Origin of the sequence: Streptomyces cahuitamycinicus (assembly GCF_002891435.1) — a bacterium.
GTDB lineage: Bacteria > Actinomycetota > Actinomycetes > Streptomycetales > Streptomycetaceae > Streptomyces > Streptomyces cahuitamycinicus.
This window is the reverse complement of sequence record NZ_POUC01000110.1, coordinates 1-20,864: the sequence shown is the minus strand read 5'-3', so window position 1 is coordinate 20,864 and position 20,864 is coordinate 1. Positions and strand designations below refer to the sequence as shown.

General features: G+C 71.6%; 22 protein-coding genes and 1 pseudogene. 11 read left to right on the top strand and 12 right to left on the bottom strand.

What is annotated here, in order from left to right; translation table 11 throughout:
• Window positions 1–177: 177 nt before the first annotated feature.
• The 3 genes from C1J00_RS17185 to C1J00_RS17175 form a co-directional block, all read right to left on the bottom strand.
• The gene (locus tag C1J00_RS17185) at window positions 178–912 is read right to left on the bottom strand and encodes a methyltransferase (protein WP_102909953.1); all 735 of its coding nucleotides are present in this window, start codon (window positions 910–912) and stop codon (window positions 178–180) included.
• Window positions 913–918: 6 nt separating this feature from the next.
• Entirely contained in the window at window positions 919–5,223 is a 4,305-nt protein-coding gene (locus C1J00_RS17180) for an aminotransferase class I/II-fold pyridoxal phosphate-dependent enzyme (protein ID WP_439333409.1), read from the bottom strand.
• 152 nt (window positions 5,224–5,375) lie between these two features.
• Window positions 5,376–5,861 (bottom strand): nucleoside deaminase, encoded by a 486-nt coding sequence (locus C1J00_RS17175; RefSeq protein ID WP_102909952.1) that lies wholly within the window; start codon window positions 5,859–5,861, stop codon window positions 5,376–5,378.
• 146 nt (window positions 5,862–6,007) lie between these two features.
• Between C1J00_RS17175 and C1J00_RS17170 the strand changes: the two genes are divergently transcribed.
• Window positions 6,008–6,784: a GNAT family N-acetyltransferase gene (locus C1J00_RS17170; protein WP_102909951.1), complete on the top strand. Its 777-nt coding sequence runs from the start codon at window positions 6,008–6,010 to the stop codon at window positions 6,782–6,784.
• A 136-nt stretch (window positions 6,785–6,920) separates the two neighbouring features.
• Here C1J00_RS17170 and C1J00_RS17165 read toward each other — a convergent pair whose 3' ends face one another.
• Window positions 6,921–7,361: an SPW repeat protein gene (locus C1J00_RS17165; RefSeq protein ID WP_102909950.1), complete on the bottom strand. Its 441-nt coding sequence runs from the start codon at window positions 7,359–7,361 to the stop codon at window positions 6,921–6,923.
• Window positions 7,362–7,601: 240 nt separating this feature from the next.
• On the opposite strand from C1J00_RS17165, the gene C1J00_RS17160 reads away from it, so the two are divergent.
• Window positions 7,602–7,766, top strand: coding sequence for a DUF8839 family protein (locus C1J00_RS17160; protein WP_490723321.1), 165 nt, complete (start codon window positions 7,602–7,604; stop codon window positions 7,764–7,766).
• Window positions 7,767–8,364: 598 nt separating this feature from the next.
• Here C1J00_RS17160 and C1J00_RS17155 read toward each other — a convergent pair.
• A complete protein-coding gene (locus tag C1J00_RS17155) occupies window positions 8,365–9,474 on the bottom strand; it encodes a substrate-binding domain-containing protein (protein WP_102909949.1) in 1,110 nt (369 codons plus the stop codon).
• 125 nt (window positions 9,475–9,599) lie between these two features.
• On the opposite strand from C1J00_RS17155, the gene C1J00_RS17150 reads away from it, so the two are divergent.
• The 4 genes from C1J00_RS17150 (at window position 9,600) to C1J00_RS17135 (ending at window position 13,556) form a co-directional block, all read left to right on the top strand.
• Window positions 9,600–10,046: a MarR family winged helix-turn-helix transcriptional regulator gene (locus C1J00_RS17150; protein WP_102909948.1), complete on the top strand. Its 447-nt coding sequence runs from the start codon at window positions 9,600–9,602 to the stop codon at window positions 10,044–10,046.
• Window positions 10,047–10,282: 236 nt separating this feature from the next.
• The gene (locus tag C1J00_RS17145; RefSeq protein WP_102909947.1) at window positions 10,283–11,173 is read left to right on the top strand and encodes a glycoside hydrolase family 19 protein; all 891 of its coding nucleotides are present in this window, start codon (window positions 10,283–10,285) and stop codon (window positions 11,171–11,173) included.
• 76 nt (window positions 11,174–11,249) lie between these two features.
• Window positions 11,250–12,605 (top strand): PI-PLC domain-containing protein, encoded by a 1,356-nt coding sequence (locus C1J00_RS17140; RefSeq protein ID WP_102909955.1) that lies wholly within the window; start codon window positions 11,250–11,252, stop codon window positions 12,603–12,605.
• Between the two features lie 42 nt (window positions 12,606–12,647).
• A complete protein-coding gene (locus tag C1J00_RS17135) occupies window positions 12,648–13,556 on the top strand; it encodes an oxidoreductase (RefSeq protein WP_180989576.1) in 909 nt (302 codons plus the stop codon).
• 7 nt (window positions 13,557–13,563) lie between these two features.
• Here the strand turns inward: C1J00_RS17135 and C1J00_RS17130 are convergent, their stop codons facing one another.
• Together C1J00_RS17130 and C1J00_RS17125 are read right to left on the bottom strand one after the other, a co-directional pair.
• Complete coding sequence (locus tag C1J00_RS17130; protein ID WP_102909954.1) at window positions 13,564–14,022, bottom strand: pyridoxamine 5'-phosphate oxidase family protein; 459 nt, start codon at window positions 14,020–14,022, stop codon at window positions 13,564–13,566.
• Window positions 14,023–14,088: 66 nt separating this feature from the next.
• Window positions 14,089–14,472: pseudogene (locus tag C1J00_RS17125) on the bottom strand (tautomerase family protein); the annotation flags it as partial.
• A gap of 136 nt (window positions 14,473–14,608) precedes the next feature.
• Here C1J00_RS17125 and C1J00_RS17120 point away from each other — a divergent pair.
• On the top strand, window positions 14,609–15,001 hold the full coding sequence (locus C1J00_RS17120) for a VOC family protein (RefSeq protein ID WP_102909945.1): 393 nt from the start codon (window positions 14,609–14,611) through the stop codon (window positions 14,999–15,001).
• A gap of 45 nt (window positions 15,002–15,046) precedes the next feature.
• Window positions 15,047–16,144, top strand: a complete 1,098-nt coding sequence (locus C1J00_RS17115; RefSeq protein WP_102909944.1) for an adenosine deaminase — start codon at window positions 15,047–15,049, stop codon at window positions 16,142–16,144.
• Here C1J00_RS17115 and C1J00_RS17110 read toward each other — a convergent pair.
• The 3 genes from C1J00_RS17110 to C1J00_RS17105 all read right to left on the bottom strand — a co-directional run bounded on the left by C1J00_RS17110 (window position 16,108) and on the right by C1J00_RS17105 (window position 17,818).
• Window positions 16,108–16,623 carry a mycothiol transferase gene (locus tag C1J00_RS17110; protein ID WP_102909943.1) on the bottom strand — a complete coding sequence of 172 codons (516 nt, stop codon included), beginning with the start codon at window positions 16,621–16,623 and terminating at the stop codon, window positions 16,108–16,110. The genes C1J00_RS17115 and C1J00_RS17110 overlap by 37 nt on opposite strands.
• Before the next feature lie 41 nt (window positions 16,624–16,664).
• A complete protein-coding gene (locus tag C1J00_RS45295) occupies window positions 16,665–16,835 on the bottom strand; it encodes a hypothetical protein (protein WP_180989575.1) in 171 nt (56 codons plus the stop codon).
• Between the two features lie 65 nt (window positions 16,836–16,900).
• Entirely contained in the window at window positions 16,901–17,818 is a 918-nt protein-coding gene (locus C1J00_RS17105) for a LysR family transcriptional regulator (protein WP_102909942.1), read from the bottom strand.
• Between the two features lie 117 nt (window positions 17,819–17,935).
• Between C1J00_RS17105 and mgrA the strand changes: the two genes are divergently transcribed.
• Window positions 17,936–18,928, top strand: coding sequence for an L-glyceraldehyde 3-phosphate reductase (mgrA, locus tag C1J00_RS17100; RefSeq protein WP_102909941.1), 993 nt, complete (start codon window positions 17,936–17,938; stop codon window positions 18,926–18,928).
• A 43-nt stretch (window positions 18,929–18,971) separates the two neighbouring features.
• On the opposite strand, the gene C1J00_RS17095 is transcribed toward mgrA, so the two are convergent.
• Both C1J00_RS17095 and C1J00_RS17090 read right to left on the bottom strand, forming a co-directional pair.
• Window positions 18,972–19,259 carry a DUF1905 domain-containing protein gene (locus tag C1J00_RS17095; RefSeq protein WP_102909940.1) on the bottom strand — a complete coding sequence of 96 codons (288 nt, stop codon included), beginning with the start codon at window positions 19,257–19,259 and terminating at the stop codon, window positions 18,972–18,974.
• A gap of 77 nt (window positions 19,260–19,336) precedes the next feature.
• A complete protein-coding gene (locus tag C1J00_RS17090) occupies window positions 19,337–19,720 on the bottom strand; it encodes a nuclear transport factor 2 family protein (RefSeq protein ID WP_102909939.1) in 384 nt (127 codons plus the stop codon).
• A 337-nt stretch (window positions 19,721–20,057) separates the two neighbouring features.
• On the opposite strand from C1J00_RS17090, the gene C1J00_RS17085 reads away from it, so the two are divergent.
• On the top strand, window positions 20,058–20,468 hold the full coding sequence (locus tag C1J00_RS17085) for a hypothetical protein (protein WP_102909938.1): 411 nt from the start codon (window positions 20,058–20,060) through the stop codon (window positions 20,466–20,468).
• A 53-nt stretch (window positions 20,469–20,521) separates the two neighbouring features.
• Window positions 20,522–20,864: FHA domain-containing protein (locus C1J00_RS17080; RefSeq protein ID WP_439333408.1), on the top strand; the 343-nt coding region annotated here is incomplete at its 3' end.

Below are 20,864 nucleotides of genomic sequence, written 5' to 3'. Positions count from 1 at the left end.
GGCCGAACCCGGCTCCCGAACCGGCCCCGCACGCCGTCCCGCACGCCACCGGTGCCCTGGCGCACACGGGCACGGACCACACCCTTCAAGCCGTCGCGGCGAGCGCGGCGCTGATCGCCGGGGGAGTGGTGCTGCGCCGAAGGCTCCGGCCGGGCTCGGACGGCTGACGCACAAGGGCTACACCGCTTCCGCCACCCCCGTGAGCAGGACCATCCCCGAGTCCCCGTAGTCGGGCAGGGTCGGGTCCACGTCGATGTGGGTCACGTCCAGGGCCCGGGTCAGGGGCGTGAAGACCTCCGTGACGGTCGCCGGGTTCACCGGGCAGCCCGGCCAGCGCGAGGCCGGGCCGATGCGGTACGTCGGCATGTTCTCCATGAAGGCGGCGACCAGGTGGCCACCCGGCCGGACCGTGCGGACGAAGGCCCGGCAGAAATCGGCGAACTCGGCGAAGTCCTCCGTGACGCTCTCGGCGACGAAGTGCATGGAGGCGAGTCCGTACGCGCCCGGCCGGAGCGTCCGGACGTCGGCGTGGACGATGTTCACCGGGGCCAGCGCCCCCGCAAGGGTCGCGGGCACCTCCGGGTTCAGCCGTCGGCACAGCGTGTGGAAGGGCAGCCAGCTGGCGTCGAGACGGTGGCAGATCTGGTCCTCCAGGTAGGCGACGTTGCTCGCCCCGGCCTCCACGGCGTCGATCCTGCGGCACGCGGCGGACGCCAGCATGAGCGGGTACAGGTTGGGTCCCGCCCCGAACTCCACCGAGCGGGCGATCCGGCCGGGCGGGAGGCCCCGGTAGAACGCGGAGTGGTGCGCGATGACCGCCGCGTCCGACGCGTGCACCTCGCGGTAGTTCTCCGCGAGGTAGTCGGAGACCGGCCAGCGGTCCCAGTCCACGTCGTCGTTGTGCGTCGTCATGGCCGTCTAGCCCTTCAGCCGCAGCGGGAAGCGTTCGGACAACCGGGTCAGGGTCCCGTTCAGATGGTCGATGTCCTCGTCCGAGTTGAGGGCCGTGAGCTGGACACGGAACCCCACCCGGTCCCGTGGGACCAGCGGGTAGGCCGCCAGCGTCACATAGACGCCCTCCTGCCACAGGTACGCGGCGACCGCGTCCAGGTCAGCGGGGTTCGCCAGCGGCACCTCCACGATCGGCAGCCGGTCCGAGTTGAGGGTGCTCACCCCCATGCCCTCCAGGTGGTCGAGGACCCGGACCGTCTTGCGGTACAGGTCCGCCCGGATCGCGTCGCCGCGGCGCTCGTTGACGTCCAGCCCGGCCAGCGCGGTAGCCAGTGACGCCGTCGGTGACGGCCCCGAGTACAGATAGGGCGCCGCCGCGGTCTTCAGCCGGTTCTTCACCTCCGGCGGTAGCGCGAGGAACGCCAGCAAGGACGAGTACGCCTTGGAGAACCCGCCCACGAGCACGATCCCGTCGTACGACTCCCCGGTGTGCCGCACCACGCAGTTGCCGCGCATGCCGTACGGACACGTCTCGTCCGGCCCACGCTCCCCGATCACGCCGAAGCCGTGCGCGTCGTCGACGTACAGCGTCGCGCCCTCGGAGCGGCACACCGCTGCCAGGGCAGGCAGATCGGGGATGTTGCCGCTCATGCTGTTGACGCCGTCGAGACACACCAGCCGAGGCGTTCCCGGCGGGACCCCGGCCAGCAGGGCACGCAGTTCGTCGATCCGCTCGGCGTGGAAGCGGTGCAGGGTGGCGCCCTGCGCCCGGGCCACCACGCAGCCGTCGTAGACCGTGCGGTGCGCCGTCGCCTCCACGAAGACGTGCCCGTCCTCGACGATGGCCGGGATCACCGAGGAGTGGACCAGCGTCAGCGTGGGCAGCAGCAGCGTGTCCGGCGCGCCCAGCAGCGCGGCGAGCCGCTCCTCGATGTCGGGGTACAGTCGCGGACTGCCCAGCAGCCGCGACCAGCTGGGGTGCGTGCCCCACCGGCGGACCGCCGGATCGACCGATGCCATGACTTCCGGATCCCAGTCGAAGCCCAGGTAGTTGCACGACGCGAAGTCGATCAGCCAGTGGTCTCCGCTGCGGATGTGCCTCCCGCGCACCTCGTCGAGGACCGCGTCGCTCATCGGGCTGGTGCGCCGCAGATGCTCCAGGTCCGCCCAGCGCGTCTCGCGGCGTCCCCGGGCGGCGTCGACCCGGGGCCGGGGCGTCTGCGAAGGGGCGAAGGGACGGGCGCTGGGCTCCCGTAGGACGTGCGCGCTCTGCTCGACCGTCAGTGGCCGGGCGAACAGGAACCCCTGCCCGAACCGGCACCCCATGCTCGCCAGCAGGTCCCGCTGCGCGGTGTTCTCGATGCCCTCGGCGATGACCTGCAGGCCCAGGGTGTCGGCGATCCGCACGATGCCCTCGACCAGGGCGACCTGCTGGGCGTCCTGTGCGATGTCGTCGATGAACGACTTGTCGATCTTCAGCACGTCGATGGGGAAGTCCCGCAGGTAGCGCAGCGAGGAGAAGCCGGTGCCGAAGTCGTCGACCGCGATGTGCACGCCGAGCTCCTTCAGTGTGTTCAGCACCGTCTGGAGCCGGTCGTCGCGTTGCAGCAGGACCGTCTCCGTCAGCTCCAGCTGCAGTGATCCCGGTTCGAGCCCCGGGGTGCTCAGTGCCTCCCCGACCTGCTCGATGAACCCGGCGTCGCGGAACTGGCGGGCGGAGACGTTCACGCTGACGTACGGCGGGTGGCCGGGGCCCGGCAGCCGTTGCAGCCCGACGATGTCGCTGATCGCGTTCTCCAGCACCCACGCGCCCAGCGGGGCGATGTGCCCGGTCTCCTCCGCCAGGCTGATGAACTGCTCAGGGGGGACGGGCGGCCGGTGCTCGTTCGGCCAGCGGACCAGCGCCTCGAATCCGACGACCTCGCCCGCCGTGATGTCCACGACCGGTTGGTAGCGCAGCGCGAACGCCTTGTCGGCGACCGCCTGGGCCAGCTGGGACTGCAGATCGTGCCGCTCGACCATGCGGCTGCGCAGCAGTGGCTTGAAGCGGCGCCACTGCCGCTTGCCCGCCGCCTTCGCCGCGTACAGCGCGAGGTCGGCGTGGCCCAGCAGTTCCTCCGCGTCCGTGCTGTCGCGCGCGGTGGCCACGCCCACGCTGGCGGACACCGTCACCGACTCGTCGGCCAGATCGAAGGGCCTGCCCAGCGTCTGGATCACCTGGGCCGCGAGCAGCTCGGCGTCCAGCGGCTGCTTGGCGTCCTCCATCAGCACCGCGAACTCGTCGCCGCCGAGCCGGGCGGCGGTGTCGGTGCGCCGTAGCGTCCGGGACAGCCGGTTGCCGACCGCGACCAGCAGATGGTCGCCCACCCGGTGCCCCATGGTGTCGTTGACCAGCTTGAAGTCGTCGAGGTCGATGAAGAGCAGACAGGTCAGGGACGACTCGCGACGTCCGCGCAGCAGGGCGCGTTCGATCCGCTCCAGCAGCAGTGTCCGGTTGGGCAGACCGGTCAGCGAGTCGTGGAAGGCCCGCTGCGTCAGCTCCTGCTCCAGTCGCCGCTGCTCGGTCACGTCCCGCAGGGTTACCACCAGACCGGACACGGTCCGCTCGTCCCGGAAGTCGCTGAAGCGGACCTCCACCTCGACGCGCCTTTCCCGGCGCCGCACCCACCAGTGGTCGTGCCCCGCCCCCGAACCCCGCTCCCGTACGGCGGCCAGCTCCCGGGCCGCCCGCTCCCGGTCGCCGGGGTCCACCAGCTCCGGCAGGGACACGCCGAGGAGCTCGTCGGTGCCGAAGACGGACTGCGCGGACGGGCTGGCGTACCGGATGGTGTTGTTGTCCTCCAGGATCAGGATCACGTCGGAGGCGTTGCGGACGAGGGTGCGGAAGTACGCCTCTTTCTCCCGCCGGAAGACCTCGCGCCGCAGCGTGACGCGTTCCATGGCCAGACCCGCGTGCGAGGCCAGGATCTCCAGGGAACCCCACGTCTCGTGGAGCTGCCGTTCGGGGGCGGCGACCAGCAGGATGCCCGGGACTGCTCCGGCCGGGCGGCCGGGCTGGGTCATGGGACACACCAGGACGGACGGCAGGCCGTCGAGCGCGGAGGCGAGCTCGGGGTCGAGGACGGCCGGGCTGACCAGCCGGGTGCCGCGGGCGCCCAGGTCCGCCGCCCGCTCCGTGGGCAGCAGCATCGTCCGATGCGGTACGTCCGGGCCCATCAGCCGGTCGACCGCCCGGTGGCAGGACCGGTCGACTTCTTCCTGCCGGAAGGCGGAGACCAGTGACGCGGCGGCTCCACGCAGGGCCAGCTCGCGCGTCACCGCGTGACGATGCGCCACGACCATCCCCGCCAGCCGGAGGATGACGAGCAGGAACAGCACTCCGGAGAAGGCCGCGATCACCGCGGCATCCCGGGTCTTGCCGCTCAGCCCCTCCCAGAGCAGGATCCCCGGCGCGATGAGCGTGGCCACGGCGAGCATGACCAGCCGGCGCCGCGGCGGCAGCAGGGACTCCCGCTGCGGCACGGAAGCCGTCAGCTCGACCATGGACGGCTGCAGCGCCGCCAGGCCCCAGGCGGTGTAGAAGACGACCCAGCCGAGATCCAGCAGGCTGCCGGTCTGCCACACGTCGTTCAACTGCAGGATCCCGTACGCGATGTCCGTCACGAGTAGGGTCGCCGTGCCGACGACGAGCAGGCGCACGGCGCGATTGGACCCGTTGACCGGGCTGGGGGTGAGCAGCCTGACCAGCAGGGCCAGCACGAGGATGTCACCGAGGGGGTAGGCGATGCTGATGGCCCGCTGCTGCCACGTCAGGCCCTGCAGCACGGTCAGCGGCTGCACCAGGTACACCCACACGGGCAGTGCCAGGCCGGCGGTGACGATCAGCGCGTCGAGCAGGCTCGGCAGGTCGCGGTTGGCCCACCGGTGACGCACCAGGCCCAGCAGGCCGATCGCGAAGAGCGGGTACATGGCGAGGTAGCAGGCGTCGGCCGGGGACGGGAACGGGTTGGACGCTCCCAGGTACTGCTCCATCACGAAGTAGTACGTGTCGCCCGCGATGAAGACGAGCAGTCCGGCGGCCAGGACCCACCAGGGCCATGGGTGGGCGGGCCGGTACAGGCGCGTGCCGATCAGGATGGCGGCGACACCGGCCAGCCCCATCACGGCCCACATCACGGGAACCATCACCGGGAGGCTCATGTACACGACGGTGACGGCCGCAACCAGGATGATGTAGACGGCCATGAGCCGACGTGCCGGCAGCGAGGACATGTGCCTCCCCCCGTCGGGGAGCCCGGGGTGTGCGCCTGGTCTCAGGGGTCCTTACACCTGGTCCAATTGAAATCGATCGTAGGTTCGTCCGAGCGGCACTGCATCTTGGGCGGATGCCACGCCGGGGCGGAGCCCGCGCCTCCCGTGATGCCTCACTGGCGTCCGCGGTGGAACCTGATGTGCAACTCCCTCACCTGCTCCGCCAGTTCGGGCACCGGTCCGTCCACGGTGACACCGGGTGCCACCTCGGGTACGGGCAGTGGCCGGACCGGCGCCGCGGGAACTCCCAACTCGCCCAGCCACGTGGTGAGTTGCTCGGACGAGGCGATGTAGACGATGCGTCCGAGGCCGACCCAGGCGTGCGCGGCCGCGCACATCGGGCAGTGCTCGCCGGAGGTGTAGACCGTGGCGGCCGCCCGCGCCCCGGGCGTGAGGTGCGCCGCCGACCAGCGCGCCAGCGCGAACTCGGGGTGCCGGGTGCGGTCGCCCGAGGCCACCCGGTTGTGGTCCTCGCCGAGGACGGTGCCGTCCGCGCCCACCAGGACCGAACCGAACGGCTCGTCCCCGGCCTCCAGCGCCTCGGCCGCCAGTTCCACGCAGCGGCGCAGGTGCGGCAGTTCCGTGTCCTTCACGACCATGGGCCGGCCTTTCCCGTGACGATGTGATCAACAGGACCTTAGGGCGGCGGCGCGGGGGGCGAAAGGAGCGGGGCCGCAGGCCGGGAGGGTGCCGCCGGGCCGGAAAACCGTTTGCCGACCGGCCCGGCGGCTGATGAGGTCTGCCCATGGATCATGCCGAGGTGCTCGCCCTGTTCGACCGCGACCTGCGTGCGGGGGCGAGGCCGGACGGCCCCGGCGCCCGTGTCGAGCGGACCGGCGGCGTCGTCCGTCAGGTCGCCTCCCCACAGGGCTGGAACGGCATCGTGTGGTCAGCCCTCGACGAGGCCGGGGCGGACGCGGCGATCGCCGCGCAGATCGTCCACTACACCGGGCTCGGCCTCGACTTCGAGTGGAAGCTGTACGGGTACGACCGCCCGGCCGACCTCGGGCGGCGGTTGTGCGCGGCCGGGTTCACGCCCGGGCTCGAGGAGACGCTGATGGTCGGCGAGGTCGACGGCCTGGCCCTCGGCACCGAACCGCCCGAGGGCGTGCGCGTCGTGCCGGTCACCGACCCGGCGGGCGTCGATCTCGTGGCCGACGTCCACGAGAAGGCGTTCGGCGCGGACAGCTCCTGGCTGCGCCACCAGCTCCTCGCCCGGCTGTCGGCCGACCCGGAGACCGTCGTCGCCGTCGTGGCGATGGCCGGCGCCGAGCCGGTGAGCTCGGCCCGGATGGAACTGGTACCCGGCACGCCCTTCGCCGGGCTGTGGGGCGGCGGCACCGTTCAGCACTGGCGGGGCCGTGGCATCTACCGCTCGCTGGTCGCACACCGCGCCCGCGCCGCCGCGGCCCGCGGCCACCGCTACCTCCAGGTCGACGCCTCCAGCCAGAGCCGGCCGATCCTGGAACGCCTCGGATTCGTGCCGCTGACGACCACGACGCCGTACGAGTACACGTCGTAGCCGGGCAAGGGCGGGCGCGGATTCCGCCGCCCGCCGCGCGGGCCGGGTCCCGTCGCCGTGGGCGGCCACGGACCGGGCGTGGGCGGGCCGGCCCGGGAAGCGGGCCGGCCCGCCGGCTCCTCTTTTTCGGCGTTCGCTACGGCCTGCGCGAGGCCTTCGCCGCCGCTCCGGCGCACACCAGCCCCAGGAGCAAGGCCAGTGCGCCGATGATGATGTTGTTCCACACGACGCCGGCGTCCGGGCTTTCACCCACGATCCACGGCGAGATGATCATCCACGCGCCGAGGGCACACATGGCCCAGCTCAGGCCGTACATGCGCTCGGGAGCACGAGTGAAGCCGAGCGCCAGCAGGCCGATCGCGATACCCATGATCAGGTTGTGGGTCACGAGTGCCGGCTGGCTGGTCGTGTAGTGGACTATCCACGGGGAGGCGGCGCAGTACAGACCGAGCAGGAACACCGGTCCGTCCACGAGCGCCACATCGCGGCCGCCGAGTACGCGGGCGTACCGGTCCCGCATCTCGTAGGCGTCAGGGTGGCTGGTCATGTCACCTCGGGTGGGCGAGACGTTGGCCATGACTCGTCTCCTTCATGGTGATGGGCGTCCGCGTCTGGAAGGGTATGCGGTAAACGCCGCGTAAGTATCATTCTGCCCTTATGCCCCATTTATGTGTAGAGGTCGGTGTGAGGCGGGGAATCTACCCGGCGGTACATGTCCGGCCGGATCGGGGGCATCCGGATGTGTACGACAGCGACCGATCGGCGTCGCCCGGTGGGCGGCGCGGCACAGGGGAGGGCAGCGGACGTGACTGCGGCGATCAGCGCGAAGGTGTTGGAACGGTTCCCGGCGGGGTCTCCGCGCGGATCGTGGCCCGCGGAGGAGTATGCGGCCCGCCGCCGCGCCGAGGGCGAGGCCGCCACCGTCGTGATGGACCTGGAGTCGGACGCCTTCCTCGTGGTCGTCCCGGCGGACGAGGACTGAATGCCTCCTCCGCTCCCCACGGCTTCTCGGGCCGCCCTTCGTGAAATCCGCGGCCCCGGTCGCGAGACGGGCCTCGGATTTCCTGACGCGCGTCGTCGCCCACGCCTCGACCATCACCGGTGAGATCGCCGCCCGGCACTCCGACGTCCACCGGCTGCACGTCATCACCCGCGACGCCGCCGGGCAGCCCGGGCCGAGGCGGACCGGCCGCTGCTCGACGGGTCCGGCCCCGAGGGCGGCGGCAACGGTGAGGGCCGGGCCTGCGGAGCTCCGCGGGGAAGATCCCGTCCCGGACGGGCCGGGCGCCGGGCGTGCCGCGCCGGGCTCGCGGGCACCCCCTCCTGGTCGACGCGCTCGGCCCGCGGGACGAGCAGATCACCGGCCGGTCGCCGTGCGCGGGTGACGAGGGGATGGGGTGGTGGTCACGAGAGGACTTCTCGCGGCCGGGCGGCGCGGGGCGCCGGTCCGGGGGTGTGTCGGCGGCCGACCGGCCGCACATCCGGCGGGCGCGGACCGGACCGAAGTGGGCTGTGCCGGGCCGGGCCGGACCGGGCTGGAGCGGGCGGGCTGTGCGGTCAGGTACGCGCGTCCAGTGCGGTCAGGTACGCGCGTCCAGTTCCGTGAGGACGTCGAAGTCGAGGCCGTCGGCCCGCGCCAGATAGATCCGCTGGCGCACATGGGCGTCCCGCAGGTGGAGCAGCCCGCGCGGGCCCTCGTACGACACCGCCCCCGCACCGGCCGCCGCGCCGATCGCCGAGACGTCCAGCGCCCCGGCCCGCTTCAGCAGCGCCGCCAGCAGCAGCACACCCTCGTAGCAGGACTCACCGAGGCTGCCGAGGGCGGGCGCCTCGACGCCGTAGCGGGCGGCGTACCGCCCATGGAAGTCGAGGGTGTCGCGATTGGCCAGCGAGGCGAAGAACCCGGCCGCGCTGTAGAGGTCCTCGGTCGCCGCGGGGCCGCTCGCCACCAGCATGTTCTCGTCCATCAGGGTGCTCAGCCGCAGACAGCGCGCGTGCAGGCCGTACGCCGCGAACTCCCGGTTGAAGCGCACCGCGTCACTGCCGACGAGCAGCATCAGCACCGCGTCGGCGCCGGAGCGTTCGACGCCGCGCAGCACCGGCCCGAAGTCGTGGGTGCCGAGCGGGAGATAGGCCTCGCCGGCGACGCCCCCGCCGCAGTCCCGGGCGTAGCCGCGGGCCGAGCGGGCCGTGTGCCGCGGCCACACGTAGTCGTTGCCCACCACGAACCAGCGCCGCACCCCGCGCTCGCGCGCCAGCAGCTCCATCGCCGGCCGGAGCTGATCGCGCGGGGTCTCGCTCGTCAGGAACACCCCCGCCGTGTCCTCCCCGCCCTCGTACAGCGCGGTGTAGACGTACGGGACGCGGTGCGCGATCCGCGGCGCCAGCGCCTGCCGTACGGACGAGATGTGCCAGCCGGTGACGCCCTGCACGGCACCCAGGTCCACCAGCGCCCCGACCTCGTCGGCGATCTCGTGCGGCGCGCCCGAGCCGTCGACCGGCATCAGCCGCAGCTCCCTGCCGAGCACGCCGCCGTCCCGGTTGACCTCCTCGGCGGCCAGCCGGGCGCACAGCTCACAGGTGGGCCCGAAGATCCCGGCCGGCCCCCGAAGGGGGAAGACGAGGGCCACGCCGAGCACGGAGTCGTCTGCCGTGAACCACTCGGGTGTGGGGAGGTCGTGCCGGAACATGGCGTCATGATTCCGGCTCCACCGGACGAACTCCAATGCGTCTCCTAGGATGGACACCCCTCGTGACCAAGGTCCGTCCGCAGCAGGCCGCGGGGTTCCGAACGACAGGCTCTGGAGGAGCAGGGATGCCCAGCCCCACCTCGCGTCGGCCCGACGACCTCGTGCAGTTGCTGACACGGGCCGAACGGCTCGCGGCACGGCGGTTGCAGGGCGTTCTGGAGGCGGAGGGCTGCTCGCTCGACGCATGGCGGGTGCTGGCCTCGCTGTCCGACGGCGAGGGGCACCACATGACCGGGCTCGCCGAGGCCGCCTTCCTGCCGCCTCCGACGCTGACCAAGCTCGTCGACCAGCTAGTCGACCAGAACCTGGTGCACCGCAGGGTCGACCCCTTCGACCGCCGCCGCGTCCTCGCCCATCTCACCCCGCGCGGCCAGGAGTACTGGCAGCGTCTCGACCGTGCGGTCCGCTCCGGGCGGTCCCCGCTCGGCGACGGGGACGAAGACCTGCTGCGGTCTCTGCTGGTCCGGCTGGAGACAGCGCTGGAGGGCTCCGCGCACGTCCAGGGCCTGTAGATCCGAAGACCCGGCGTACGGACGAGAGGCCGGCTCACCGCAAGCGGTCGCGCTTGGTCTGGACCTGACTGGTCTACACCCTTGACTGGTACATACCAATACGGTTGAGTGTGCCTCACCAGCCCCCACCGCGGCCGCCCCCACGCCGTGCCCGGATCACCCGGCGCGTGCGGTCAAGGGCCTGCTTCACCCTGCCCTCGTCAGGTGCGGCCGTGCTCCGCGAAGGAGTTGAACCCGTGTCGAGACGCCGCATCTCCGCTGTCCTGGTCACCCTTGCCCTCGCAGGCACCGCGCCGGTGCTCCTGCCCGCCTCGAACGCCTCGGCCGCAGCCTGCTCCAGCTACCCGAACTGGACGGCCGGGAAGTCGTACGCCGCCGGTGACATCGTCCGCTACACCGACGGCAAGGCGTACATCGCCGAGCACGCCAACCCGGGCTACGACCCGGTCATCAGCACCTGGTACTGGGAGCCGTACGCCTGCGACAACGGTCCGGGCACGCCCAACGGCCGCTTCGTGGTGAGCGAGGCCCAGTTCAACCAGATGTTCCCCAACCGGAATTCCTTCTACAGCTACAGCGGGCTCGCCGCGGCCCTCAGCGCCTACCCCGGTTTCGCCAACACCGGCAGCGACACGGTGAAGAAGCAGGAGGCCGCCGCCTTCCTCGCCAACGTCAGCCACGAGACCGGCGGTCTGGTGCACGTGGTGGAGCAGAACACCGCCAACTACCCGCACTACTGCGACTGGAGCCGGCCCTACGGCTGTCCGGCCGGCCAGGCCGCCTACTACGGGCGTGGCCCGATCCAGCTGAGCTGGAACTTCAACTACAAGGCCGCGGGCGACGCGCTCGGCATCGACCTGCTGAACAACCCCTGGCTGGTGCAGAACGACTCGGCTGTCGCCTGGAAGACCGCCCTGTGGTACTGGAACACCCAGACCGGCCCCGGATCCATGACCCCGCACAACGCCATGGTGAACGGTGCCGGGTTCGGCCAGACGATCCGCAGCATCAACGGTTCCCTGGAGTGCGACGGCAAGAACCCGGCGCAGGTGCAGAGCCGCGTGAACAACTATCAGCGGTTCACACAGATCCTCGGGACGTCACCCGGCGGCAACCTGTACTGCTGACGCGGGACCGTGCGGCGTGGTGTCATGCGGGATGTCATGTACCTGATGGCCGATCGAAGGGCATCCCCTCATGCGACTGCGCACCCCCCACGCCCTGTTCGCCACGACCGCGGCACTGGCCGCCGCGGTCGTGGCCCCCCAGCCCGCTGCCGCCGCTGTCCCGGGGACGTACTACGTCCAGAGCGCCACGACCGGGCTCAACGCGGCCGACAACGGCGGAGCGGTCGAACAGCACAGACCCCGCGGCAACGAGGACCGCCAGCAGTGGCAGCTGAAGCCGAACGGCTCCTTCCATGTCCTGGAGAGCGCCGACGCGCCCGGATCCTGCCTCGGCCGCGCCGGCGACCAGGCCGCGACCGTCCCCTGCGCGGGCGCCGACGCCGGGTGGGAGATCACCCCGGCCGGCTCCGACCGCTACACGCTCAAGGCACCCGGGACCGCACGGCACCTCGCCGTGGCGCCCAAACCGCCCGGGGCCACCTACCCCGCCCGGCTCGCCGTCGGCGGATCCGGTGACCTCGCCACCTGGTACCTCACCCCCGTCGACCCCGCCACCGGTCCCATGCCGCCGCAGGACCGTCGCACCCTGGACCAGGTCACGTTCCTCACCAGCCACAACGCCTACGCCAACGGCGTCGACGGCGGCTTCGCCCCGCCCTTCGTCAACCTCGTGCCCAACCAGACCCGCGGCATCGAGCGCCAACTCGCCGACGGGGTACGCGGATTCATGCTGGACATCCACCAGACCCCGGACGGCGCCATCCTCTGCCACAACAGCTGCACCCTCGTCAGCAGGCCCGTCGCCCTGTGGGTCGACCTCCAGCGCATGGTCGACTTCCTGAAGGCCCACCCCGACCAGTTCGTCACCGTCTTCCTGGAGGACTACGTCGACCCGGCCGTCCTGCGCGCCGAACTCGCCCGCGTGAGCGGCCTGTCGGACGTGCTCTACCGGCCCGACCTCACCGGAGTACGGCGCAGCGGCTGGCCCACCATGGCCGAACTGGCCGCCGCGGGCGACCGACTGCTGATCTTCACCGACCACAGCCGCTCCGCCGACCAGGCCGCGGGCCTGACCCGGGACAGCTTCGGCGTCATGTACCAGCGCGAGTGGACCGTCGAGAACCACTGGTCCATGGGCCCGGGCGTCGGCACCTCCGACTGGTCCTGCTACAGCCGCTGGTACGGCGCCGACACCAACATCCCCCTGACCCGCACCGAACCCGGCTTCCGCCCGCTGTTCGTCATGAACCACTTCCGTGACGTCCCGCTCACCGGCACCGCGGCCACGGACAACAGCAAACTCGCCGACCGCGCCCGGAGGTTCTGTCAGCCGGCCGCCCGCAAAAAGCCCAACTTCCTCGCCGTGGACCACTACGACCGCGGCAACCCGGCCTCCGCCGTCACCACCCTCAACTCCTACAGCTACCCGTAGACCGGTTGCGCCGGCCGGCGCGCCGTGTGTGAGACTCCGCCGATGAGCTCACAGACGATCACCGCGGACGCCGCGGGCACCTGGAAACTCGGCGACCTGCCCGTCCACCGCCTCGGCTTCGGCGCGATGCGGCTGACGGGCAGCGCCGCCTTCCACCACGGCACGCCGAGCGACCGCGACCGGTCGATCGCCGTACTGCGCAAGGCGATCGACCTCGGCGTGAACCACATCGACACGGCCGCCTTCTACTTCTCGTCACTGCGCTCCGCCAACGAACTCATCAACAGCGCGCTCGCGCCCTACCCCGACGACCTGGTCATCGTCACCAAGGTGGGCCCGTACCGGACCTACGCCGGGGAATGGGGCACCTCCGCCCGACCCGAGGATCTGCGCGGCCACGTGGAGGAGAACCTGCGCCAGCTCGGCCGCGACCACCTGGACGTGGTCAACCTGCGCCGGATGCCGCAGTACGACTCGATCGCCGAGCACTTCGGGGCACTCGCCGCACTGCGCGAGGCGGGCCTGATCCGGCACCTCGGCATCTCCAACGTCACGCCCCGCCATCTCGCCGAGGCCCGGGCCATCGCCCCCGTGGTCTGCGTCCAGAACCGGTACGCGCTCGACCGCCCCGACCCCGCAACCGACGAACTGCTGCGCCTCTGCGGGGAGCAGGGCATCGCGTTCGTGCCGTTCTACGCCGTCGCCGGCGACGCCGCCGAGCAGGGCGCCACCACCGCCCACGACGACGACGTCCGCGCCGTCGCCCGGGCCCATGGCGCGAGCCCCGCCCAGATCCGCATCGCCTGGACCCTGCACCAGGGCCCCAACGTCCTCGCCATCCCCGGCACCGGCAACCCCGGCCATCTCGCGGAGAACGTCGCAGCGGGCGCGATCCGTCTCACCGACGAGGAGCTGAACCGTCTCGACAGGCCGCGCCATGAAGCCGGTTGAGTGACCTTTACACAGTCCAGGCACCCTCCCGCATGAGATGCCTGCGCGGCAGCTCGTGCACCTCGCACCACGCCTGCACCGCGTGCGGCCGCACCCGGAAGAACGCGTACGACGCGTGATCCTCGCGCGGATCCCAGCCGGTCTTCGCGCGGAACGCCTCGACCGCCGCCGACGGCACCTCCCGCATCGGGTAGGTGCGCACCTCACCGTCGACGAGCACGACATCCCGGGTGTCCCCCAAGGCCAGTCGGGTCCGCCCGCCGTCCCGCAGATTGCGGCCCGTGGGGTTGGTCAGCCGGGTGCACAGCCACACGGCCTCGTGGTGCCACACGAACCACAGCGGGACGAGGCAGGGCACACCTTCGGCGTCGGCCGTGGCGACCCAGATGTCGATCTCGCGCTCCAGGCGACCCAGCAGGTCCGTCTTGCGCTGCTCGGGGGTGCGGGGTGGCTCGGTGATCTTCATGGAGGCGACGGTAGCTTCCACAGGGGCCCGGCGCCTCGGGCCGCGGTCCTCATCCCGGGACCTGGGACTCTCGAGATACTGCGCCACACCCTCTCCGAGCGACCAGTCCGCCGACTCGTTCTCCGTCAGCACGACGAACACGTTCCGCGGTTCGGTGCTCGCGTACACGTGAGACAGCTCTGCGATCCTGCGGTACAGCGCCTGCTTCTGCGCGGGCGTGCGGCCGGAGCGCAGGGTGATCGCGATGTAGGCGATGCCGTCGTCGCGGTGCACGCCGAGGTAGTCGTCGTAGCGCAGGGTGCCGCTCGTGCCGTCGTGGTCCACCAGGACCTGGAACCGGTCGTCGGACGGGATGCCGATCGTTTCCTCCAGGGCGTCGTGCACGGCACGGCCGAGTGCGGCGAGGCGCTCGGGCCCGGCCCGGAGCGTGTGGATACGGACGAAGGGCATGGGGCCTCCGGAAGTCGGGATCGAGAGTGTACATACTAGTAGTTACAGAACTCGGCCGGACCGTCGGCAGGTAGTTGGCATCCTCGAGGTTTTACGTATAACCTCTCCGGTCAACCGCCCGCTCCGAGAGGCCCCGATGAGACGTATCGCCCTGGTCGCCCTCGTCGTCGACGACTACGACGAGGCGATCCGCTTCTACACCGACGCCCTCGGATTCCGGCTCGCGGAGGACGCGCCCCGGCCCGACGGATCGCGCTGGGTCGTCGTCGAACCCGGCGCCCCGGGAGCCGGGACCGGGCTGCTGCTGGCCCGCGCCAAGGGCGAGGTCCAGGCTGGCCGGGTCGGGGACCAGACCGGTGGACGGGTCGGGTTCTTCCTGCACACCGACGACTTCGCCCGCGACCACGCCCGGATGGCCGCCGCGGGCGTGATCTTCCTGGAGGAGCCACGGCACGAGCCCTACGGGACCGTCGCCGTCTTCCAGGACCTGTACGGCAACCGCTGGGACCTGCTCCAGAGTGCCGGCTGACCCCTTCCCGCCGCTTCGAACCACCTGCCCGAGGAAAGACCCGTCATGACTGCTACGCGCGTAGACACCGATTTCATCCGCCGCCTCCCCAAGGCCGTGCTGCACGACCACCTCGACGGCGGCCTGCGCCCCGCCACCGTGGTGGAGCTGGCGGACGCGGTCGGCCACACCCTGCCCACCACCGACCCGGACGAGCTCGCCGTCTGGTACTACGAGGCCGCCAACTCCGGCGATCTGGTGCGTTACATAGCCACCTTCGAGCACACCCTCGCCGTGATGCAGACCCGCGAGGGCCTGCTGCGCACGGCCGAGGAGTACGTGCTGGACCTGGCCGCCGACGGTGTCGTCTACGGTGAGGTGCGCTACGCCCCCGAGCTGAACACCAACGGCGAGCTGACCATGGCGGAGGTCGTCGAGACCGTCCAGGAGGGCCTGGCGGCGGGCATGTCCAAGGCGGCTGCCGCGGGCACGCCGGTGCGGGTCGGCACCCTGCTCTGCGGGATGCGGATGTTCGACCGGGTGCGCGAGGCCGCCGACCTGGCCGTGGCGTTCCGCGACGCCGGAGTCGTCGGCTTCGACATCGCCGGCGCCGAGGACGGCTTCCCGCCCGCCGACCACCTGGCGGCCTTCGAGCACCTGCGCCGCGAGAACGTGCCGTTCACCATCCACGCCGGTGAGGCGCACGGCCTGCCCAGCATCCACCAGGCCCTCCAGGTGTGCGGCGCCCAGCGCATCGGGCACGGTGTGCGGATCACCGACGACATCCCGGACCTCACGGCGGGCAAGCTCGGCAGGCTCGCGGGCTGGGTGCGCGACCGGCGCATCGCCCTGGAGATGTGCCCGACGTCCAACCTCCAGACGGGCGCCGCCACCTCGATCGCCGAGCACCCGATCACCGCGCTCAAGGACCTCGGCTTCCGTGTCACCCTGAACACCGACAACCGCCTGGTGTCCGGCACCACGATGACCCGTGAGATGTCCCTGCTGGTCGAGCAGGCGGGCTGGACCGTCGAGGACCTGCGCACGGTCACCGTGAACGCCCTGAAGAGCGCGTTCGTCCCCTTCGACGAGCGGAACGAACTCATCCGGGACGTGGTGCTGCCCGGTTACGCCGCCGCGCTCCGAAGCAGCCCGCGGAGGTAGGCGGCCTGCCCGACGTGCTGGAGATCGTCGGACAGGACGCTGACCAGCCGGACGCCGAGGGTGACCGGCGGGTCCCAGCGCTCGTCGATGACCCGCTCCAGGTCCTTGGCCGCGAGGCCCCGCAGGGCGTCCAGGCTCTGGTCGTGCACGGCGTCGTAGTAGCCCGTCAGCAGCTCGCCCGTGTCGACCCGGACCCGTGCGACCTTCGCGGCGCTGTGGCCGTAGCCCGTGTCGCGGCGGGGCAGGTCGAGGCCGAAGCGTTTCTCCCAGTCCTGCGACAGCCACACCTGTTCCAGGCCGAAGGCGTCGGCCATGTGGTCGTCCTGGACGCGGGTGAGGTGCCAGACCAGCCAGGCGATCGAGTTGGTGTCGGGGGAGGGGCGGGCGATCAGCTCGTCCGGCCCGAGCCCCTCGACGGTGGCGTGGACTTCTTCGCGGATGCGGCTGAAACCGTCGATGAGGATGTCCTTCGCATGCATAACTCCACCATCGCGCATCGCCGGGGCTCACGCGCCGGGGCTCACGCGCTGGGGCTCAGGCGTCTGGGCTCACGCGTCGGGAAGGGGAAGCCGCGCGATGCCGTGGGCGAAGTGGCGGCCGGCCGCACCCCCGTGCCGGTGTCGGCGAGTGCCCCGGCCGCCGTGACCGCCGCGGTGCCGCGCAGCACCTTCCGTCGGGTGTGATCCGTCATCTCGTCCCTCCTGGCCGCAGTTGCCTTCGGGAGGGTCACGAGTCCACTGCGCGGGACGGACCGGGTCAGGCGGGGTGGGCACCCTCCTGGGGTGATGCCAGGCCCCCTGTCTCCAGCAGGGCCATCAGCGCCCGGGCCGCCGGGCTGGTCGCCTGCTCGGGCGGCAGGAGGGCCACCGTCTCGTAGACGGCGTCTCCGGCGCCCTTCACCGGCAGGGCGGTCAGCGAGGCGCGCTTGTGCCGGAAGTGGCGCGGCACGACGGCGATGCCGAGGTCCTCGTCCACGAGGTCGAGGAGGCTGTGCACGTCGTTGACCTCCAGGGCGACGCTCCGGCGCACGCCCGCCGCGGCGAACGCCGCGTCGGTGGTGCGCCGCGGCCCCCAGTCCGGATGGAAGTCGACGAAGACCTCACCGCCCAGCTCCTCCGGCGTCACCGCAGCCCCGGCCGCCGCGAGCCGGTGGCTCGGATGGCACAGCACGGTCATCGGCTCGCTCGTCAGCGGCACGGTCCGCAACTGGTCGGTGTCCTCCTGGGCGGTGCGCACGGCGAACGCCATATCCAGGCGCCCGGCCGCGACCTCCTCCGCGAGGGCCCCCGAGCCCGCCTGCCGCAGACAGATCTCCACGTCCGGGTGGTTCCGCCGGAACGCCGCCAGCAGGCCCGCCACGTGGACCCCGGCGATGCACTGCTCGGACCCGAGCGCGAGCATCCCGCGCAGCACGCCCTGCACCGCGGCCACCGCCTCGTGGGCCGAGCGCACCTGCGCGAGGATCCGCTCCGCCTCGCCGAGCAGTGCCCGCCCGGCCGGGGTGAGCGTCACCCGGCGGGTGGTCCGTACGAACAGCGGCGTCTGCAGCTCCCGCTCCAGCGCGCGGATGGACGCCGACAGGCCCGACTGGGAGACCAGGAGGCGTTCCGCCGCGCGGGTGAAGTGCTGGTCTTCGGCGACCGCGACGAAATGCTGCAAGTGGCGCAGTTCCATGACTGAGAAGCATAGCCGCTGAATTCCATCGGATTATTCTGTTGGACGCATGGGCGCAGGTCACGCCAGAGTGGGCAGCGATTCCCTCCCGACCGTGCCAACCCCTCTGGAGTCGCGTTGTACACCGCACACCCCGACCGCTACGCGGACATGCCCTACCGGCGCACCGGACGCAGCGGCCTGAAGCTCCCCGCGCTCTCGCTCGGCCTGTGGCACAACTTCGGCCCGGACCGTTCAGTCGAGACGCAGCGCGCCATCCTGCGCCGCGCCTTCGACCTCGGCGTCACCCACTTCGACCTCGCGAACAACTACGGCCCGCCGCCCGGCGCCGCCGAGTCCGCGCTGGGGGAGTTCCTGAAGACGGACTTCGCGCCCTACCGCGACGAGCTGGTGATCTCCACCAAGGCCGGCTATCTGATGTGGCCGGGCCCGTACGGCGAGTGGGGCTCCCGCAAGTACGTGCTCTCCTCGCTGGACCAGAGCCTGAAGCGGATGGGCCTGGACTACGTCGACGTCTTCTACTCGCACCGCCCCGACCCGGACACTCCGCTGGAGGAGACGATGGGGGCCCTGCACTCGGCGGTGCAGCAGGGCAAGGCGCTGTACGTCGGTGTCTCCAACTACTCCGCGGAGCAGACCCGCGAGGCCGCCCGTATCCTGGGCGAGCTGGGCACCCCGCTCCTCATCCACCAGCCGCGCTACTCGATGCTGGACCGCCGTCCCGAGGACGAGGGTCTCCTCGACGCCCTCGACGAGCTCCAGGTCGGCTCGATCGTCTTCTCCCCGCTGGAGCAGGGCGTGCTCTCCGCCCGCTACCTCGACGGCATTCCCGAGGGCTCCCGGGCCGCGAGCGACAGCCCCTTCCTGAACTCCGACGCGCTGACCGAGGACCTGGTGGGCCGACTGCGCGACCTCAACGACATCGCGAAGGGCCGCGGTCAGACCCTGGCCCAGATGGCACTGGCCTGGGTGCTGCGCGGCGGCCGGGTCACCTCCGCGCTGGTCGGCGCGAGCAGCGCGCGGCAGATCGAGGACAGCGCCGGCGCCATCCGCAACCTGGACTTCGACGCGGACGAACTGGCCCGGATCGACGCGATCGTCAAGCCGTAGAGGCCGGCCCGCCCGAGGGCGTCCGCCCCCCCGGGGGGCACGCTCAGGAACCGATCCGTTCCTCCAGGCGCACGGTCACCGTGTCGCCCTCCTCCTTGCCGATGGCCTTGCGGATGCCGGCCTTCACGGGCAGCTTGTGCGTGCCGTCGCCCAGGGCCATGAACGAGCTGCGGAACGGATGCCCGTCGATCGTCCCGCGGATCTTGACCAGGCCGCGGGTGCCGAAGAACTCGACGGACCGGGGCCAGACCGGATAGGTCCAGCCGCCCTCGGCGGGGCTCTTGCGCAGGACCGCGGTGAACTGCGCGTCCAGTACTTCCGTGACGGCCATGACGTCCTCCGGTGCTCGGCGGCCTCTCCCTCACATCAGACCGCCGGACACCGGGGAACTCATCGCGAGCGCCCGCTTCACGCCCCGGCGGGCACCCGGTCCAGGAATCCGAGCACGGCCCGGATCCGGCCCTGCCCGTCGAGGGTGATCACATCCGAGCCGGCGACCGGGGCCGAGCCGTCGGCCGCGCTCACCAGCTCCCAGGAGAAGCGCGCGGTGTCGTGATGCCCGTCGACGCCACCCGCGAGCCGGAACTCGAACCCCGGGAACTGCTCCCGGGCCGCCGCGATCACCGCGGCGATCGCCTCATGGCCGCTGACATCGGCCAGGGGATCCGTGTAGCCGCCCTCCTCGGTCCAGGCGGCGGCGACCGCCTTGGCGCGCGCCGCCGGGTCCTCGGCGTTCCAGGCCTCGAAGTAGCGGGCGACGGCGTCCTCGTAGCGGTGGGCGGTTGCGGACATGGGCGATCAGCCTCCTGAAGGTCGTCCCTGCTGGTCAGGGCCCGGATTCCGGTTGCGGTGAACCCGGTACGACCACCCTGCCCGCGCCCGCCGCGAGCGTCGATTACCTCCGGGGTCATGGCCCGGCGCGGCAGTTCGCCGGATTTCGGCCAACCAGGGGGGCGAATATGCCAGGAGAGTGGCCGGAAAGTCGTGGTGACAGTGATTCAGTAGTGAACATACTGACCTGCGAGAGCGCTTTTCACATCCAGCGACGGCGCCCTCACGCACAGCACGCGAGCCGCAGGAGAAGCGAGGCCGGGCAAGGCGGACGGGCAGGGCGACGGGGGAGGGCCACGTGCACGACGAGTTTCTGTGCCACGTCACGGCGTACGGAGTCTGCGACGGCCGCCGGATCGGAGTGCCCCTGGGTACCTACCGTGCACCCACCCTCGCCCTCGCCCTGTGGTGGCTGCGTGACCGTGCCTCCTGGATCGCCCAGCGCCTCGACCCGCAGCCCGCCGCCGAGCACTTACCGCCGGGCGCGCTCGTGCCGGTCGCCCACACCGTGCCCGACGTGCCCGGGCTGCTGCGCGCCTGGTGCGCCGATCCGGCCCAGCAGGAGCGGGTCGCCGAGGAGTTGGCGGCCGGACGGCTGGTGCGCATCGCCACCAGTGACGACACCACCGAATACGAACTGCTCGCCGAGTCCGTCGACACCCTGCGGATGCAGCGCACGACCCCCTTCGTCGGCATCACCGTCGGCTGACCTGCCGCCCGCCCCGCTCGCCCAGGCGCACGACAGGGCAAATCGGTAGAATCATGACCATGGCGCAACCCTCGGTAGCACCAGAACTCGTCCTGGAGACAGAGACGGGCCGCACCGTGATGATCCCGGGCCGCGACTACCACGTAGGGCGCGACCCGATGTGCGACATCGTCATCGACGACGACCGGGTCTCCTGGCACCACGCGGTGCTGAAGCCCGAGGACGGTCACTGGACCATCGAGGACGAGGACAGCACCAACGGCACCTACGCCGACGGCAGGCGCATCCACGAGTGGGACGTCGGGCCCGGCAGCGTCATCCGCTTCGGCAATCCGGCCGACGGGCCGCGCATGACCCTGACGGGCCGCCCCGCACCTCCCCGACGCACCCCGGAAC